The sequence below is a fragment of the Micromonospora sp. NPDC023956 genome (genome assembly GCF_040639195.1).
Taxonomy (GTDB): Bacteria; Actinomycetota; Actinomycetes; order Mycobacteriales; family Micromonosporaceae; genus Micromonospora.
Map to the genome: position 1 here is coordinate 25,693 of NZ_JBEZZN010000025.1, position 15,908 is coordinate 41,600.

Here is a 15,908-nt window from a genome sequence, read left to right on the forward strand (position 1 = left end):
TGCCCCTCCTCAGACGATCTGGACGATCTCGCCGTTCGGCAGGATCGCCTTGACTTCCTTCAGTCCCGGTACGGGCCAGTCGTCGAACTGCCTCTGCAGGGCGGCCGGGTCGCCCCGCCACTCCTGCAGGTCCACCACCGCCCGCTGCGTCTGCCCTCCGGCGACTGAATTTGCGGCCCGGTTCCCGCCCCTGCTAACCTGACTGCATAGTCATGCGGAGGTTGGTATGGGTATCCGAACTGCGGTCGCGGGAGCGAGCGGCTACGCCGGCGGCGAGCTGCTGCGTCTGGTCGCCGGGCACCCGGAGTTCGACCTCGTCGCCGCCACCGCGCACAGCCAGGCGGGTCAGCCGGTCGCTGCCGTGCACCCGCAGCTCGCCGGGCTGGACCTGACGCTCGCCGCCACCGACTCCGCCGCCCTGGCCGAGGCGGACCTGGTCTTCCTGGCCCTGCCGCACGGCCAGTCGGCGGCGCTGGCCGCCAGCCTGCCCCCGAGCGTGAAGGTGGTCGACCTCGGGGCGGACCACCGGCTGGTCGACGCCGCCGCGTGGCAGCGGTACTACGGCGGCCCGCACGCCGGGACCTGGACCTACGGCCTGCCGGAGCTGCCCGGCCAGCGTGCGGCGATCACCGCCGCCGACCGGGTCGCCGCCACCGGCTGTTACGCCGTGGCCACCACCCTCGCGCTCGCGCCGCTGGTCGCGGCCGGGGCGGTCGCGCCCGCCGACGTGGTGGTGGTCGCCGCCTCCGGCACCTCCGGCGCCGGCCGGGCTGCCAAAGCGCACCTGCTGGGCAGTGAGGTGATGGGCGATCTCTCGCCCTACAAGGTCGGCGCCCACCAGCACGTGCCGGAGATCAGGCAGGCCACCGGCGCGACCGGCCTGAGCTTCACCCCGGTTCTCGCGCCGATGCCGCGCGGCATCCTCGCCACCGTCACCGCCGTGCCGACCAGCACCGACGCCGATCCGCGCGCGGTGCTCGCCGAGGCGTACGCGGACGCGCCCTTCGTGCACGTACTGCCCGAGGGGAGCTGGCCGCACACCGCCGCCACGCTGGGCTCCAACTCCTGCCACCTGCAGGCCACCCGGGACGTCGACACCGGTCGGGTGATCGTGGTCAGCGCGATCGACAACCTCGGCAAGGGCGCGGCCGGCCAGGCGGTGCAGTGCGCCAACCTGATGCTCGGCCTGCCCGAGACCACCGGCCTCTCCGTCTGGGGGATCGCACCATGACCGTCACCGCTCCTCGGGGCTTCCGGGCGTCCGGTGTCGCCGCCGGACTCAAGAGCGGCGGCGCCTCCGACGTCGCCCTCGTCGTCAACGACGGCCCCGACGCCACCGTGGCCGGGGTCTTCACCGCCAACCGGGTCAAGGCCGCCCCCGTGCTCTGGACCCAGCAGGTCGTCCGGGGCGGCGTGGTCCGCGCGGTGGTGCTCAACTCCGGCGGCGCGAACGCGTGCACCGGTCCGGCCGGTTTCCAGGACACCCACGCCACCGCCGAGCACACCGCCGCCGCGCTCACCTCGGCCAGCCCCCGGCTGCGCCTCGGCGCGGCGGACGTGGCGGTCTGCTCCACCGGGCTGATCGGCGAGCGGCTCCCGATGCCGAAGCTGGTCTCCGGGGTGCGCACGGCGATCCGGGGACTCTCCCGTGACGGTGGGGCCGACGCCGCCGAGGCGATCATGACCACCGACACCCGCCCGAAGACCACGGTCATCCGGGGCACCGGCTGGACGGTCGGCGGGATGGCCAAGGGCGCGGGCATGCTCGCCCCGGCCATGGCGACCATGCTCTGCGTCCTCACCACCGACGCGGTCGCCGGCCCCGACGCGCTCGACGCCGCGCTGCGGGCCGCCTGCCGGGTCACCTTCGACCGGATCGACTCCGACGGCTGCATGTCCACCAACGACACGGTGCTGCTGCTGGCCAGCGGCGCCTCCGGCATCGAGCCGACCGGGGCGGAGCTGACCGCCGCGGTCACCGCCGCCTGTCACGACCTGGCGCAACAGCTCCTCGCCGACGCCGAGGGCGCCACCAAGCAGATCGCCATCGAGGTCGTCGGCGCGGCCGACGAGGACGACGCGGTCGAGGTGGGTCGCGCGGTGGCCCGCAACAACCTGGTCAAGACCGCGCTGTTCGGCAACGACCCGAACTGGGGACGGATCCTCGCCGCCGTCGGCACCACCGCCGCCGCCTTCGAGCCCGACGACATCGACGTCGCGGTCAACGGCGTCTGGGTGTGCCGGGGCGGGGCCGCCGCCGAGGACCGCGCGAAGGTCGACCTGACCGGCCGCCACGTCACCATCCGGATCGACCTGCACACCGGGTCGGACCGGGCCACCGTCTGGACCAACGACCTGTCCCACGCGTACGTCCACGAGAACTCGGCCTACTCGTCGTGAGCGCGAGGAGCCTGACCGCCGACCTCACCCGGGCCCAGGCCAAGGCCGCCACGCTGATCGAGGCGCTGCCCTGGCTGGCCCGCTTCGCCGGGGCCACCGTGGTCGTCAAGTACGGCGGTAACGCCATGGTCGACCCGGCCCTGAAGCGGGCCTTCGCCACCGACATGGTCTTCCTCCGGCACGCCGGCCTGAAGCCGGTGGTGGTGCACGGCGGCGGGCCGCAGATCTCCGCGATGCTCGACCGGCTCGGCATCGCCAGCGAGTTCCGGGGCGGCCTGCGGGTCACCACCCCGGAGGCGATGGACGTCGTCCGGATGGTCCTGGTCGGGCAGGTCGGCCGGGAACTCGTCGGTCTGATCAACGCGCACGGCCCGTTCGCGGTCGGCCTCTCCGGTGAGGACGCCCGACTCCTCACGGCGGTGCGCCGGCCGGCGTGGGTGGACGGGGAAGCGGTCGACGTCGGCCTGGTCGGGGACGTGGCGTCGGTCGACGTCTCCGCGGTGACCGACCTGATCGCCGCCGGCCGGATCCCGGTGGTCTCGACGGTCGCGCCGGACGCCGACGGGGTACTGCACAACCTGAACGCCGACACCGCCGCCGCCGCGCTCGCCGTCGCGCTGCGGGCCCGCAAGCTGGTCGTCCTGACCGACGTGCCCGGCCTCTGCACGAACTGGCCGGACACCAGCAGCCTGGTCAGCGAGATCACCGTCGACGACCTGGCGGAGCTGCTGCCCCGCCTGGAGTCCGGCATGGTGCCGAAGATGGAGGCCTGCCTCCGGGCGGTGCGCGGCGGCGTCCCCGCCGCGCACGTGGTGGACGGCCGGGTCGCCCATTCCACGTTGCTCGAGGTGTTCACCTCGGAAGGGTTCGGAACGATGGTGATCCCGTCATGAGCACGCTCGTCGAACGTTGGACCCACACCATGATGGACAACTACGGCACCCCGCCGCTGGCGCTGGTCGCCGGCAACGGCGCCGTCGTGGTCGACGAGGCGGGCCGGGAGTACGTCGACCTGGTCGGCGGAATCGCGGTCAACGCGCTCGGGCACGCCCATCCGGCGGTGGTGGGGGCGGTGTCCCGGCAGATCGCCACCCTCGGGCACGTCTCCAACCTGTTCGTGGCCGAACCACCGGTTGCCCTGGCCGAGCTGCTGCTCGCCCTCGCCGGCCGGCCGGGTCGGGTCTTCTTCGCCAACTCCGGTGCGGAGGCCAACGAGGCCGCCTTCAAGCTCTCCCGGCTCACCGGGCGCAGCCACGTGGTCGCCGCCGAGGGCGGCTTCCACGGCCGCACCATGGGCGCGCTGGCACTCACCGGCCAGCCCGCCAAGGCCGACCCGTTCCGCCCGCTGCCCGGCGACGTCACGCACGTCCCGTACGGCGACCCGGCGGCCCTCGCGGCGGCGGTCACCGACGCCACCGCGATGGTGATCCTGGAGCCGGTGCAGGGGGAGAACGGCGTGGTCGTGCCGCCCGCCGGCTACCTCGCCGAGGCCCGGCGGGTCACCGCCCGGCACGGCGCGCTGCTGGTGCTCGACGAGGTGCAGACCGGTGTCGGTCGGACCGGCCACTGGTTCGCCCACCAGGCCGAGGGGATCGAACCCGACCTGGTCACCCTGGCCAAGGGGCTCGGCGGCGGGCTGCCCCTCGGCGCCTGTCTGGCCTTCGGCCGGGCCGCGGACCTGCTCGGTCCCGGCTCGCACGGCACCACCTTCGGCGGCAACCCGGTGAGCTGCGCCGCCGCGCTCGCGGTGGTCTCCACCATCGCCAGCGAAGGGCTGCTCGACCACGTCGAGCGGGTCGGCGAGCGGTTGCGCCGCGGCGTCGAGGCGATCGGTCACCCCCTGGTCACCGGGGTCCGGGGTGCGGGACTGCTGCTCGGGGTGGTGCTCGCCGCACCGGTGTCGAAGCCGGTCACCGAGGCGCTGCGGACCGCCGGTTTCCTGGTCAACCCGGTGCAACCGGACGTCCTCCGGCTGGCCCCGCCGCTCATCCTCACCGCCGGGCAGGTCGACGCCTTCCTCGCGGCTCTTCCCGCAGCTCTCGACGCGGCGGCGGTCCCGGCCGCCGCGTCGAGCCCCGCCCCCGCCCCGACCAGCATCCCGGAGACGCTTCCATGATCCGGCACCTGTTGCGGGACGACGACCTGACCCCCGCCGAGCAGGCGGCCGTGCTGGACCTGGCCGTCCGGATGAAGGCCGACCGGTTCGGGTACCACCCCCTCGCCGGTCCGCGCTCGGTGGCGGTGCTCTTCGACAAGCAGAGTCTGCGCACCCGGTTCTCCTTCGACGTCGGTATCGCCGAGCTGGGCGGTCATCCGCTGGTGGTGGACACCCAGGTCACCCACTTCGGTCGGGGCGAGACCCTCGGCGACGCCGGTCGGGTGCTCTCCCGGTACGTCGCGGCGATCGTGCTGCGGACCCACGGGGACGACCGGATCGCCGAGGTCGCCGACGCGGCCACCGTGCCGGTGATCAACGCGCTCACCGACGGCTTCCACCCCTGTCAGCTCCTGGCCGACCTGCTCACCGTCCGGGAGCGGTGCGGCGGCACCGCCGGGCGGACCCTGGCGTACGTGGGGGACGCGGCGAACAACGTCGCGCACTCGTACCTGCTGGCCGGCGCGACGGCCGGGATGCACGTCCGGGTCGCCGGTCCGGCCGGGTTCGCGCCGGATCCGGCGGTGCTGGCCCGCGCCGCCGAGATCGCCGCCGGCACCGGCGGATCGGTACGGGCGCTCACCGACCCGGTCGTCGCGGTGCGCGACGCCGACGTCGTGGCGACCGACACCTGGACCTCGATGGGGCAGGAGGAGGACGGGCTGGACCGGACCACCCCCTTCCTGCCGTTCCAGGTCAACAAGGAACTGCTCGGGCACGCCGCGCCGGACGCGATCGTGCTGCACTGCCTGCCGGCGCACCGGGGTGAGGAGATCACCGACGAGGTGCTCGACGGCCCGCAGAGCGCGGTCTTCGACCAGGCGGAGAATCGCCTGCACGCCCAGAAGGCGCTGCTGACGTTTCTCCTGGAGGTATCCACCCCGTGACCTCTCCGTCGACCCGTGCCGCCCGGCACGCCCGCATCGTCGAACTGATCCGTGACACGGCCGTCCACTCGCAGACCGAACTGGCCGACCGGCTCGCCGCCGACGGCGTCCAGGTCACCCAGGCCACCCTCTCCCGGGACCTGAAGGAGCTGGGCGCGGTGACTGCGCGCGGCGGCGACGGCCGGGGCGTCTACCTGATCCCCGAGGACGGCCACCGGCCGCTGCGGGACGCCGAGAGCGCGCCGGCCCGGCTGGTCCGGCTGCTGCGCGAACTGCTCAACGGGGTGGACGCCAGCGGCAACATCACCGTCCTGCGCACCCCACCGGGCGCGGCGCACTACCTGGCCAGCGCGGTGGACCGGGCCGGCCTGCCCGAGGTCGTCGGCACCATCGCCGGCGACGACACCATCCTCGTCGTGGCCCGCGAGGCCGACGGCGGGGCCGCGCTGGGCGAGAAGCTCAGCGCCTGGTCCCGCCGCGAAGAGAACGTTGAAGGGAGCACCACATCATGACCGAGCGGGTCGTCCTGGCGTATTCCGGAGGGCTGGACACCTCCGTCGCCATTCCCTACCTGGCCGAGCAGACCGGCGCCGAGGTGATCGCGGTCGCGGTCGACGTCGGACAGGGCGGCGAGGACCTCGACGCCATCCGGGAGCGCGCGCTGGCCTGCGGCGCGGTGGAGTCCGAGGTGGTCGACGCGCGCGACGAGTTCGCCGCCGAGTACTGCCTGCCGGCGATGCGGGCGAATGCCCTCTACATGGACCGCTACCCGCTGGTGTCCGCGCTGAGCCGGCCGCTGATCGTCAAGCACCTGGTCGCGGCGGCCCGCAAGCACGGCGGCACGATCGTCTCGCACGGCTGCACCGGGAAGGGCAACGACCAGGTCCGCTTCGAGGTCGGCCTGGCCGCGCTCGCCCCGGACCTGAGGATCATCGCCCCGGCCCGGGACTTCGCCTGGACCCGGGACAAGGCGATCGCCTTCGCCGAGGAGAAGGGGCTGCCGATCGACGTGTCGGCGAAGTCGCCGTACTCGATCGACCAGAACCTGTGGGGCCGGGCGGTGGAGACCGGCTTCCTGGAGGACATCTGGAACGGGCCGATCGAGGACCTCTACTCGTACACCGCCGACCCGGCCGAGCCGCGTGACGCCGACGAGGTGGTCATCACCTTCGACGCCGGGGTGCCGGTGGCGATCGACGGCGAGACGGTCACCCCGTACCAGGCGATCGGTGAGCTGAACCGGCGGGCCGGCGCGCAGGGGGTCGGCCGGCTGGACATGGTCGAGGACCGGCTCGTCGGCATCAAGAGCCGCGAGGTGTACGAGGCCCCCGGCGCGATCGCCCTGATCACCGCCCACCAGGAGCTGGAGGCGGTCACCGTCGAGCGGGACCTGGCCCGGTTCAAGCGCGGCGTCGACCAGCGCTGGGGCGAGCTGGTCTACGACGGCCTCTGGTTCTCCCCGCTGAAGCGGGCGCTGGACGTCTTCATCGACGACGCCCAGCAGCAGGTCTCCGGCGAGGTGCGGCTGACCCTGCACGGTGGGCGGGCCACCGTCACCGGCCGGCGTTCCGAGGCCAGCCTCTACGACTTCGGCCTGGCCACCTACGACACCGGGGACACCTTCGACCAGTCCCTCGCCAAGGGTTTCGTGCAGTTGTGGGGCCTGCCGAGCAAGATGGCCGCGGCGCGGGACGCCCGGCTGGGCGGCGCCGGACAGTGACCACCAGAATGGGCGGGGTGGACGACAAGAGTCTGACCGAGAACAGTGCCGCGACCAACCGGACGAGCCTCTGGGGCGGCCGGTTCGCCGGTGGCCCGTCGGAGGCCCTGGCCCGGCTGTCGGTGAGCGTGCAGTTCGACTGGCGCCTCGCCCCGTACGACATCGCCGGCTCCCGGGCGCACGCCCGGGTCCTGGCCGGCGCCGGCCTGCTCGACCCGGACGAACTGGGTCGGATCCTCGCCGCCCTGGACGACCTGGAGGCCGCCTGTGCCTCCGGGGCGTTCCGTCCCACGGTCGACGACGAGGACGTGCACACCGCCCTCGAACGCGGCCTGCTGGAACGTCTCGGCACCCTGGGCGGCAAGCTGCGCGCCGGCCGGTCCCGCAACGACCAGGTCGCCACCGACCTGCGGCTCTACCTGCGCGACCACGCGCGGGGCGTGGCCGCCCGGCTGGTCGAACTGGCCGAGGCCCTGGTCGAGCAGGCCGGGCGGCACGTCGACACCGCCGCGCCGGGGATGACCCACCTCCAGCACGCCCAGCCGGTCACCTTCGGCCACTGGCTGCTGGCCCACGTGCACCCGCTGCTGCGGGACCTGGAGCGGATGCGCGACTGGGACCACCGCGCGGCGGTCAGCCCGCTCGGGGCGGGCGCGCTCGCCGGCTCCGGCCTGCCGCTGGACCCGACGGCGGTCTCCAAGGAACTGGGCTTCCGCACCTCGTTCGCCAACTCGATGGACGCGGTCGCCGACCGGGACTTCGTGGCCGAGTTCCTCTTCGTCACCGCCATGATCGGGGTGCACCTGTCCCGCCTCGGTGAGGAGGTGGTGCTCTGGACGACGCAGCAGTTCGGCTGGGTCGAGCTGGACGACGCCTTCGCCACCGGCTCGTCGATCATGCCGCAGAAGAAGAACGCGGACATCGCCGAGCTGGCCCGGGGCAAGTCCGGTCGGCTGGTCGGCGGTCTGGTCGCGGTGCTGACCATGCTCAAGGGCCTGCCGTTGAGTTACGACCGGGACATGCAGGAGGACAAGGAGCCGGCCTTCGACGCGGTCGACACCCTGGAACTGCTGCTGCCCGCCCTGGCCGGGATGATCTCCACGATGACGGTGCGGGTGGACCGGCTGGTCGCCGCCGCCCCGGTGGGCTTCTCGCTCGCCACCGAGGTCGCCGACTGGCTGGTCCGGCGCAACGTGCCGTTCCGCGAGGCGCACGAGATCACCGGACGCCTCGTCGCGCTCTGCGTGGCCCGGGACTGCGCCCTCGACGAGGTCTCCGACGCCGACCTCGCGGCGGTCAGCGAGCACCTCGACCCGTCCGTGCGGGACGTGCTGTCGGTCCGCTCGGCCCTGGCCGCCCGGATCACGCCCGGCTCGACCGGCCCCGGTCCGGTCGCCGACCAGCTCGCTACGGCCGTCGAGCAGCTCGCCGGCTGGCGGGAGTGGGCCGCCGAGACGGTCGTTCCCCGCTGAGCGGCACCGTCGCGGCGCACGGGGCGACCCGCGCGCCGCGACGGCTTCGCGCGGGCGGTCAGGACGCGGCCGGGCGTTCGCGTTTCGGCAGCCGGGCCACGATCGTGTCGTACGAGGCGTCGACCGCCTCCCGTAGCTCGTCGTCGTCGATCGCGCCGTCGAGCCGCAGCGTGTTCCACCCGGACCGGCCGATGTAGGGGGAGGAACGGGCATCCTCGGGGTACCGGTGCAGCCACTCGTCGGCGACGTCACGGTCCGGGCCGCACTTGACCCCGACGGTCGCGGCGTCCGGGCCGCCGAGAAAGGCGAAGATCCGGCTGCCGACCTTGACCACCGCGTCCCCCTCCCACGGGTGGTCCTCCCAGGCACCCGGCTTGGCCAGGCAGTACGCCAGCATCTCGGCACGGGTCATCCCGTCGCTCCCTCCCGGCCCGTCCTCGGGTGGCACGGGCGCGAGGCATGCCTACCATCCCGGGGCGACGGGGCGGGGCCATCGCCCCGGGTCACGGGCGGCGGTCAGCCGACCGGGGGAGCGGTCCGCCCGGAGACCCGTTCGAAGCGCTGCCGGGCGGCCTGTGCGCTGCCCAGGCCGAGGCCGAAGGCGATCTCCTGCCAGGTCATCCCCCGGCTGCGGGCCAGCGAGAGCAGCCCGGCCTCCAGGGTGTCGACGTCGGCGCGGACCCGGGGCACGAGGGTCAGCGCGGCCATCAGGTCGGCGTGGTCGACCGGTTCCTCACCGGGTGCCGCCTCGGCCGCCCCGGCGGCGAGCGCGAGCACCAGGCTGGCCGCCTCGTACGGCTCGGGCACGTACGCGTGGGCATACCGTCGCCGTCGTTCGTCGGTGTCCGCGTGCCGCTCGGCGATCCGGAACAGTGCGGTGTGGTCGCGACGGGCGCGTTCGGCGCCGGGATGTGGGGGAGTGAACGGGGACGGTGTGTCGCTCATGCCACCATCCCAGCACTTAACCAACGTGTTGTCAACGGATTGTTTATGCGTCCGGTGGTACGGCCACGCCCCGGCCGGTCCCGGCAGCTGGCGGGTCGATCCGACCCGGCCGGGCCATCCTCGGTTTGCCGATCGGCGGCCGGCAGCGTTTCCTGGTCCGGTGGACTACTCGTGGTTGCACGCACCCGCCGCGCAGGTGCCCGGGACCGCGCGGGCCCTGCTCGGCTGGGAGCTCTCGGCCGGCGGCGTCCGGCTCCGGCTGACCGAGGTCGAGGCCTACGCCGGGACGGGGGAGGACCCGGCGTCACACGCCCACCGGGGCCCCACCCCCCGGACCAGGGTGATGTTCGGGCCGGCCGGGCACGCCTACACCTACTTCGTGTTCGGTGTGCACTGGTGCCTCAACGTCGTCTGTGGGGGCGAGGGGGAGGCGGCGGCGGTCCTGCTCCGGGCGGGCGAGGTCGTCGACGGGCTCGACCTGGCACGCAAGCGCCGGGGCGAGGTCGCCGACCGGGACCTGGCCCGTGGCCCGGCGCGGCTCGTGGTCGCGCTGGGCATCACCGCCGAGGCGAACGGCACGTCGATGGTCGACGGGAACGGGCCGCTGCTGCTGACCCCGCCCACCCGTCCGGTCCCGCCGTCGTCGGTCTCCGCCGGCCCACGGGTCGGCGTGGCCGCCGCCCACGACGTCGCGTGGCGCTACTGGATCACCGGTGACCCGACGGTCAGCGCCTACCGCCGGCACGTGCCCCGACGGCGCGGGTGATCCTCGGCCCCGCTCAGCCGGTGTGCCCGTGCGGACGGGCGACCAGCACCGGGCACCGCGCGTGCTGCACCAGCGCCTGACTGACCGAGCCGAGCAGCAGCCCGGTGAAGCCACCCCGACCCCGGCTGCCGACCACCACCAGCGCCGCGTCCGCACTCGCCTCGACCAGCGCTGACGCGGGTTCGGCCGCCCGGACGACCCGCTCGGTGACGGCCAGCTCCGGATGCCGCTGCCGGACCGTCGCGGCGGTCTCCGCCACCAGGCGGTCGGCCGGTTCCCCGCCGGCGGCGGCGTCCCGGGTCACCGGCTGCGTGTCGGGGGCGACGACGTGCGCCAGCACCAGGGGAACATCCCGGCGGGCGGCCTCCTCGACGGCCTGGCCGACGGCCAGCTCGCCCAGCTCCGAGCCGTCCACCCCGACCAGCACCGGCCCGGCAACGGTGACCTCCCGGTCGGCGGGCCGGACCACCAGCACCGGGCAGTGCGCGTGCCCGGCGACCTGGGAGCTGACCGAGCCGAGCAGCAGCCCGGCGAAGCCGCCGAGCCCTCGGCTGCCGACCACCACCAGCTCGGCGCGACGGGACTCCTCGACCAGCGTGGCACCCGGCCCGCCGGCCACCTGGCGTGTCTCGACGGTCAGCTCCGGCCAGCGCCCGCGCAGGTCGGTGGCGACCCGGTCGAGCATCGCGTCGGCCTCCTCGCTCGGCTCCGGCAGCCCCACGTCGTACGGGTTGATCGGCACGCCGTAGCCGAGCGGGTGGAGGTAGCCGTGTACCAGGTGCAGCGGGCGGTGCCGCAGCGCCGCAGCCCGCGCGGCGTGTTCGGCGGCGACCAGACTGGCCGGTGACCCGTCCACGCCCACCACGACAGCTCGGTTCATCAGTCCTCCCGTTCCGGGCTCGTCACCCCGTCCTGGACGTACCCTGCCCTACCCGACGGGCGGGTGCCCGGCACGCCACGCGTGCACCACCTGCGAGCCGGCCGCCCCGGGCCGAGGCACGGCCGGCGACAACCATCGACCCCGGGTACCGCGCGACACCGCCGACGCGCCGGACTACCCTCGCGGCGTGAACTGGCTGGACATGATCGGTTGGATCGGATCGGCGCTGCTGGTCTGGTCCCTGCTCCAGGCGCGCATCCTGCGGCTGCGCGCCCTCAACCTCGTCGGCTGCCTGGTCCTGATCTGGTACAACGCCATGCTGTCGGTGTGGCCCATGGTCGGGCTCAACGTCGTACTCGCCGTCATCAACGTCTGGTACCTGCGGAAAATGCTCGCCACCCGGCACGACGAGCAGACGTACCAGGTGGTGCAGGTCGGTGTCCGGGACGAGTTCCTCGCCCACACGCTGCGGGTGCACGCCCGGGACATCGCCCGGTTCAACCCGGACTTCCGTTGGGACGACCGCACCGCCCACGGCGACGCCTTCCTGGTGCTCCGCGCCGACGAGGTGGTCGGGGTGGTGCTCTCGCACGCCGAGGCGGACAACGTCGCCCAGATCGACCTGGACTACGTCACCCAACGGTTCCGCGACCTGACCCCGGGCGAGTTCGTCTTCCGGCGGAGCACCCTCTTCACCGAACGGGGGTACCACCGGGTGGTCAGCCCGCCGGGCATGGTCGCCCCGTACTACCACCGGCTCGGCTTCCGTCCCGAGGGCGACTCGTACGTGCTCGACCTGCCGACCCCGAACGGCGCCGGACGATGATTCGCCGTCCCGGCGACGGGGCAAAGAACCGCGTACGCGGGCCGGGACCACCGGTGCGCGGCGCCGCAGCGCCGGCGCGGGCTGCGTGAGGAGATTCTCGGCGTGCAGAGCTACTGGAGCCAGCTGGCCCTGGTCGGAGTCCTGGTCGTGCTGAACGCGGTCTTCGCCGGCAGCGAGATGGCCCTGGTCTCGTTGCGGGAGAGCCAGGTGCAACGCCTGGAGCGCACCAGCCGCTCCGGACGGGTGCTGGCCAGACTCGCCCGGGACCCGAACCGGTTCCTGGCCACCATCCAGATCGGCATCACCCTGGCCGGCTTCCTCGCCTCCGCGGCGGCGGCCGTCTCGCTGGCCAAACCCGTGGTCCCGCTGCTCGGCTTCCTCGGCGGTGCCGCCGAGACGGTGGCGATCGTGCTGGTCACCCTGGCGTTGACCTTCGTCACCCTGGTCTTCGGCGAGCTGGCCCCGAAACGGGTGGCGATGCAGCGGGCGGAACGGTGGGCGCTGCTGGTGGCCCGCCCGCTGGACCTGGTCGCCAGCTTCTCCCGCCCGGCGGTCTGGGCGCTCGGCGCCACCAGCGACCTGGTCGTCCGACTTTTCGGCGTCGACCCGAAGCCGCAACGCGACGAGATCAGTCCGGACGAACTGCGGGACATCGTCGCCGGCAACCACGGCTTCACCAAGGAGCAGCAGACCATCATCGCCGGGGCCGTGGAGATCGCCGACCGACGGCTGCGCGTCGTGCTCGTCCCCAGGTTGCAGGTCTTCTGCCTGGACAGCGGCACCACCGCGGAGGCCGCCCGGCTGGTGCTCGCGGCCTCCGGGCACTCCCGGGCCCCGGTGGTCCGGCACGGCGGCCTGGACGACGCGGTGGGCGTGATCCACCTGCGCGACCTGGTGGGCGTACCGGACGACCGGCCGATCGACGAGTGCGTCCGCCCGCCCATGCTGCTGCCGGACTCGCTGCCGGTGGTCGACGCGCTACGCCAGTTCAAGGCGGAACGCCAGCACATCGCGCTGGTCGTGGACGAGCGCGGCGCGGTCGACGGCATCGTCACCCTGGAGGACATCCTGGAGGAGATCGTCGGCGAGATCTACGACGAGACCGACCGGGACGTGCGCGCCGTGCAGCCCGAACCGGACGGCACCCTCCTGCTCCCCGGCACCTTCCCGGTGCACGACCTGACGGACGTGGGGATCGAGCTGCCCGGCCGCCCCGACGGGGACTACACCACGGTCGCCGGCCTGGTGCTGGCCTGCCTCGGGCACATCCCGACCGAGAGCGGGGAGCAGGTGACCATCGACGGCTGGCGGCTGGAGGTCGCCGACATCGACCACCACGCCATCTCCCGGGTGCGGGTACGCCCGGCCGAGCGGCCGGCGCGGCCCGCCGACGCCGAGCCGGCCCTGGACTCCGTCGAGCGGTGAGCCGGCGTCCCCCGCGACCGGTCAGCTCCGGGGCCGCCACACGGCGGTCGGCCGTCTCCTGACCGACCGTCGGCGGTGCGGCCTCAGGCGGCGGCGAGGTTCTGCAACCGGACCTGCCCCCGGGCGACCAGGCGCCCGGCCCCGTCGGTGACCTCGACCTGCCAGAGCTGCTGGCTGCGACCCCGGTGCACCGGGGTCCCCACCGCGGTCAGCTCGCCCTCGCGCACGGCCCGCAGGAAGTCCGTCTGGTTGGACACCCCGACCACCCGGCCACGGTCACCCAGCCAGAGCGAACCGCCGACGCTCGCCGCCGTCTCCACCACCGCGCAGTAGACCCCGCCGTGCTGGATGCCGTACGGCTGGTGCAGTTCCGGCCGGACCCGCCAGCGGATCACCACCCGGTCACCGCTCATCTCGCCGAACTCCAGCCCGAGCAGGGCGACGAGCCCACCGTTCATGTCCAACGTCTCCACGGTGACTCCTCCTCGGTCGACGCGACGGCCAGCCTAGCCGGGCCGGTCGCGCGGCAAACCCGGTACGTGCCGGCCCCGACGATGGGGGACAATCGGTGACCGTGACCGATAGCAGCCTTCCGTCGCCCAGCCGGGAATCCCTGACCGACGACCTGCGGTGGCGGGGCATCATCCAGGACTCCACCGACCCCGACGAGCTGCGCGCTCTGCTCGACGGCGGGGCCGCCACGTACTATGTCGGTTTTGACCCGACCGCGCCGAGCCTGCACGTCGGCCACCTCATGCAGGTCGTCACCGCGCGCCGGCTGCAACTCGCCGGGCACCGGCCGCTGCTGCTGGTCGGTGGCGCGACCGGGCAGATCGGTGACCCGAAGGAGAACGCCGAGCGGACGTTGAACCCGCCCGAGGTGGTGAACGGCTGGGTCGAGCGCATCCGCGACCAGCTGGCGCCCTTCGTCTCCTACACCGGAGCCAACGCCGCCCACCTGGTCAACAATCTGGACTGGACCGGCGAGATGTCGGTGGTCGACTTCCTCCGGGACGTGGGCAAGCACTTCCCGGTCAACCGGATGCTCGCCCGCGAGGTGGTCAAGGCCCGCCTGGAGAGCGGGATCAGCTTCACCGAGTTCAGCTACCAGCTCCTCCAGGCCAACGACTTCTTCGAGCTGCACCGCCGGCACGGCTGCCGGTTGCAGTTCGGCGGATCCGACCAGTGGGGCAACATCGCCGCCGGGGTCGACTACGTCCGACGGCGCGGCGCCGGACCGGTGCAGGCCTTCACCACCCCGCTGGTGACCCGGTCCGACGGGACCAAGTTCGGCAAGACCGAGGGCGGGGCGATCTGGCTCGATCCGGCCATGACCAGCCCGTACGCCTTCTACCAGTTCTGGGTCAACGTCGACGACAAGGACGTCGACCGTTACCTGCGCTACTTCAGCTTCCGATCCCACGACGAGATCGAGGAGCTGGAGCGGGCGACGGCCGAACGTCCGGCGGCGCGGGCGGCCCAACGGGCGCTGGCCGGCGAGCTGACCACGCTGGTGCACGGCGAGAACGAGACCGCGCAGGCGGTCGCGGCGAGTCAGGCTCTTTTCGGTCGCGGCTCCCTGGCGGAACTGGCCGAGGGGACCCTGCGCGCGGCCCTGGCCGAGGCCGGGCTGGTCCAGCTCACCGAGCTGCCGGACGTCGCCGGTCTGCTCCGGGAGTCCGGCCTGGTCACGAGCATGAAGGAAGCCCGACGGGTGATCGCCGAGGGCGGGGCGTACGTCAACAACGACCGGGTGACCGAGACCGACGCGGTGGTCGATCCGGCGTCCCTGCTGCACGGCCGGTTCCTGGTCCTACGCCGGGGCAAGCGGTCGTTTGCCGGGGTTGAGCTGCGTAAATAGCCCAACGGCAATGATGTGACGTGGGACGCGTCCAGCGGATTTGACGACCAAACCGCTGGACGCGTAACTTTCTCTCTGTCAGCGCGGAACGGACGAAACAGGCAAAACGCCTGAGAGTCCGGATCGGGAATGACAGCGGGTCCGGCGAGGTTGATACCTCCGGGGCCCGATCCGGGTGGTGCTCCACCGGTCGACCGAGGGGTCGATTTGGCGGGGCGGAACCGGCCGGGTAAGGTTGACGACCGGCAGGGAACCGGGCGAGCGAGCGGGAAACCGCAGCGGCCGGCCTGTCACAAGCCACGGTATCGAACGGCGGAGACGCCGACAGGATCCTTGGTGCCCCAAACCGGATAGAAGCACGACAAAGCGCCACAGAGCGGTTTGACACGGCGGAAACGGTGAGGTAACGTAGTAGAAGTGCTCGCCGCGAGAGTGGCGGGGGCAGGGAAAGCCCCGGATGGTTCCCGGTGAGGGTTCCGGATGGTGTGTGGTTGTTCTTTGAGAACTCAACAGGGTGCTTGATAAGCCAGTGCCAATTAAGTTATACCCCGTGCTGGTTGGGCCTTCGGGT

General features: G+C 73.1%; 17 protein-coding genes. 12 read left to right on the forward strand and 5 right to left on the reverse strand.

Annotation, left to right across the window (positions count from 1 at the left end; all coding sequences use genetic code 11):
- Nucleotides 1-9: 9 nt before the first annotated feature.
- Nucleotides 10-138, reverse strand: coding sequence for a hypothetical protein (locus tag AB0F58_RS28825; protein WP_357149615.1), 129 nt, complete (start codon nt 136-138; stop codon nt 10-12).
- Nucleotides 139-226: 88 nt separating this feature from the next.
- Here AB0F58_RS28825 and argC point away from each other — a divergent pair, with 88 nt between their 5' ends.
- The 8 genes from argC to argH are packed head-to-tail and all read left to right on the forward strand — an operon-like array spanning nt 227 to nt 8,634.
- Nucleotides 227-1,231: an N-acetyl-gamma-glutamyl-phosphate reductase gene (argC, locus tag AB0F58_RS28830; RefSeq protein ID WP_357149618.1), complete on the forward strand. Its 1,005-nt coding sequence runs from the start codon at nt 227-229 to the stop codon at nt 1,229-1,231.
- Nucleotides 1,228-2,400, forward strand: a complete 1,173-nt coding sequence (gene argJ / locus AB0F58_RS28835; protein ID WP_357149621.1) for a bifunctional glutamate N-acetyltransferase/amino-acid acetyltransferase ArgJ — start codon at nt 1,228-1,230, stop codon at nt 2,398-2,400. The genes argC and argJ overlap by 4 nt, the downstream gene beginning before the upstream one ends.
- Complete coding sequence (argB, locus tag AB0F58_RS28840) at nt 2,397-3,293, forward strand: acetylglutamate kinase (RefSeq protein ID WP_357149624.1); 897 nt, start codon at nt 2,397-2,399, stop codon at nt 3,291-3,293. The genes argJ and argB overlap by 4 nt, the downstream gene beginning before the upstream one ends.
- Complete coding sequence (locus tag AB0F58_RS28845; RefSeq protein ID WP_357149627.1) at nt 3,290-4,516, forward strand: acetylornithine transaminase; 1,227 nt, start codon at nt 3,290-3,292, stop codon at nt 4,514-4,516. Before argB ends, AB0F58_RS28845 begins: the two co-directional genes overlap by 4 nt.
- Nucleotides 4,513-5,442, forward strand: a complete 930-nt coding sequence (gene argF, locus AB0F58_RS28850; protein ID WP_357149630.1) for an ornithine carbamoyltransferase — start codon at nt 4,513-4,515, stop codon at nt 5,440-5,442. Before AB0F58_RS28845 ends, argF begins: the two co-directional genes overlap by 4 nt.
- Nucleotides 5,439-5,954 (forward strand): arginine repressor, encoded by a 516-nt coding sequence (locus AB0F58_RS28855; RefSeq protein ID WP_357149633.1) that lies wholly within the window; start codon nt 5,439-5,441, stop codon nt 5,952-5,954. Before argF ends, AB0F58_RS28855 begins: the two co-directional genes overlap by 4 nt.
- Nucleotides 5,951-7,162, forward strand: a complete 1,212-nt coding sequence (locus AB0F58_RS28860; RefSeq protein WP_357149636.1) for an argininosuccinate synthase — start codon at nt 5,951-5,953, stop codon at nt 7,160-7,162. The genes AB0F58_RS28855 and AB0F58_RS28860 overlap by 4 nt, the downstream gene beginning before the upstream one ends.
- An 8-nt stretch (nt 7,163-7,170) precedes the next feature.
- Nucleotides 7,171-8,634: an argininosuccinate lyase gene (gene argH / locus AB0F58_RS28865; RefSeq protein WP_357149667.1), complete on the forward strand. Its 1,464-nt coding sequence runs from the start codon at nt 7,171-7,173 to the stop codon at nt 8,632-8,634.
- A 58-nt stretch (nt 8,635-8,692) separates the two neighbouring features.
- Here the strand turns inward: argH and AB0F58_RS28870 are convergent, their stop codons facing one another.
- Together AB0F58_RS28870 and AB0F58_RS28875 are read right to left on the reverse strand one after the other, a co-directional pair.
- The gene (locus AB0F58_RS28870; RefSeq protein WP_357149639.1) at nt 8,693-9,046 is read right to left on the reverse strand and encodes an MmcQ/YjbR family DNA-binding protein; all 354 of its coding nucleotides are present in this window, start codon (nt 9,044-9,046) and stop codon (nt 8,693-8,695) included.
- 104 nt (nt 9,047-9,150) lie between these two features.
- Nucleotides 9,151-9,579 (reverse strand): DNA-binding protein, encoded by a 429-nt coding sequence (locus AB0F58_RS28875; protein WP_357149642.1) that lies wholly within the window; start codon nt 9,577-9,579, stop codon nt 9,151-9,153.
- Between the two features lie 160 nt (nt 9,580-9,739).
- Here AB0F58_RS28875 and AB0F58_RS28880 point away from each other — a divergent pair, with 160 nt between their 5' ends.
- Nucleotides 9,740-10,345, forward strand: coding sequence for a DNA-3-methyladenine glycosylase (locus AB0F58_RS28880; RefSeq protein ID WP_357149644.1), 606 nt, complete (start codon nt 9,740-9,742; stop codon nt 10,343-10,345).
- 13 nt (nt 10,346-10,358) lie between these two features.
- Here the strand turns inward: AB0F58_RS28880 and AB0F58_RS28885 are convergent, their stop codons facing one another.
- Nucleotides 10,359-11,225, reverse strand: a complete 867-nt coding sequence (locus AB0F58_RS28885; protein ID WP_357149647.1) for a universal stress protein — start codon at nt 11,223-11,225, stop codon at nt 10,359-10,361.
- Nucleotides 11,226-11,412: 187 nt separating this feature from the next.
- Here AB0F58_RS28885 and AB0F58_RS28890 point away from each other — a divergent pair, with 187 nt between their 5' ends.
- Nucleotides 11,413-12,051, forward strand: a complete 639-nt coding sequence (locus tag AB0F58_RS28890) for a hypothetical protein (RefSeq protein ID WP_357149650.1) — start codon at nt 11,413-11,415, stop codon at nt 12,049-12,051.
- A 102-nt stretch (nt 12,052-12,153) separates the two neighbouring features.
- The gene (locus AB0F58_RS28895) at nt 12,154-13,476 is read left to right on the forward strand and encodes a hemolysin family protein (RefSeq protein ID WP_357149653.1); all 1,323 of its coding nucleotides are present in this window, start codon (nt 12,154-12,156) and stop codon (nt 13,474-13,476) included.
- Nucleotides 13,477-13,559: 83 nt separating this feature from the next.
- Here AB0F58_RS28895 and AB0F58_RS28900 read toward each other — a convergent pair whose 3' ends face one another.
- On the reverse strand, nt 13,560-13,934 hold the full coding sequence (locus AB0F58_RS28900) for a PaaI family thioesterase (RefSeq protein ID WP_357149670.1): 375 nt from the start codon (nt 13,932-13,934) through the stop codon (nt 13,560-13,562).
- A 116-nt stretch (nt 13,935-14,050) separates the two neighbouring features.
- Between AB0F58_RS28900 and tyrS the strand changes: the two genes are divergently transcribed.
- Entirely contained in the window at nt 14,051-15,337 is a 1,287-nt protein-coding gene (tyrS, locus tag AB0F58_RS28905; protein ID WP_357149673.1) for a tyrosine--tRNA ligase, read from the forward strand.
- Nucleotides 15,338-15,908 lie beyond the last annotated feature (571 nt).

What these genes read in the sequence shown, in the direction of transcription:
- argC (WP_357149618.1), top strand. Translation starts at nt 227, where the DNA reads ATGGGTATCCGAACTGCGGTCGCGGGAGCGAGCGGCTACGCCGGCGGC.
- argJ (WP_357149621.1), top strand. Translation starts at nt 1,228, where the DNA reads ATGACCGTCACCGCTCCTCGGGGCTTCCGGGCGTCCGGTGTCGCCGCC.
- AB0F58_RS28845 (WP_357149627.1), top strand. Translation starts at nt 3,290, where the DNA reads ATGAGCACGCTCGTCGAACGTTGGACCCACACCATGATGGACAACTAC.
- argF (WP_357149630.1), top strand. Translation starts at nt 4,513, where the DNA reads ATGATCCGGCACCTGTTGCGGGACGACGACCTGACCCCCGCCGAGCAG.
- AB0F58_RS28860 (WP_357149636.1), top strand. Translation starts at nt 5,951, where the DNA reads ATGACCGAGCGGGTCGTCCTGGCGTATTCCGGAGGGCTGGACACCTCC.
- argH (WP_357149667.1), top strand. Translation starts at nt 7,171, where the DNA reads ATGGGCGGGGTGGACGACAAGAGTCTGACCGAGAACAGTGCCGCGACC.
- AB0F58_RS28870 (WP_357149639.1), bottom strand. Translation starts at nt 9,046, where the DNA reads ATGACCCGTGCCGAGATGCTGGCGTACTGCCTGGCCAAGCCGGGTGCC.
- AB0F58_RS28875 (WP_357149642.1), bottom strand. Translation starts at nt 9,579, where the DNA reads ATGAGCGACACACCGTCCCCGTTCACTCCCCCACATCCCGGCGCCGAA.
- AB0F58_RS28885 (WP_357149647.1), bottom strand. Translation starts at nt 11,225, where the DNA reads ATGAACCGAGCTGTCGTGGTGGGCGTGGACGGGTCACCGGCCAGTCTG.
- AB0F58_RS28900 (WP_357149670.1), bottom strand. Translation starts at nt 13,934, where the DNA reads ATGAACGGTGGGCTCGTCGCCCTGCTCGGGCTGGAGTTCGGCGAGATG.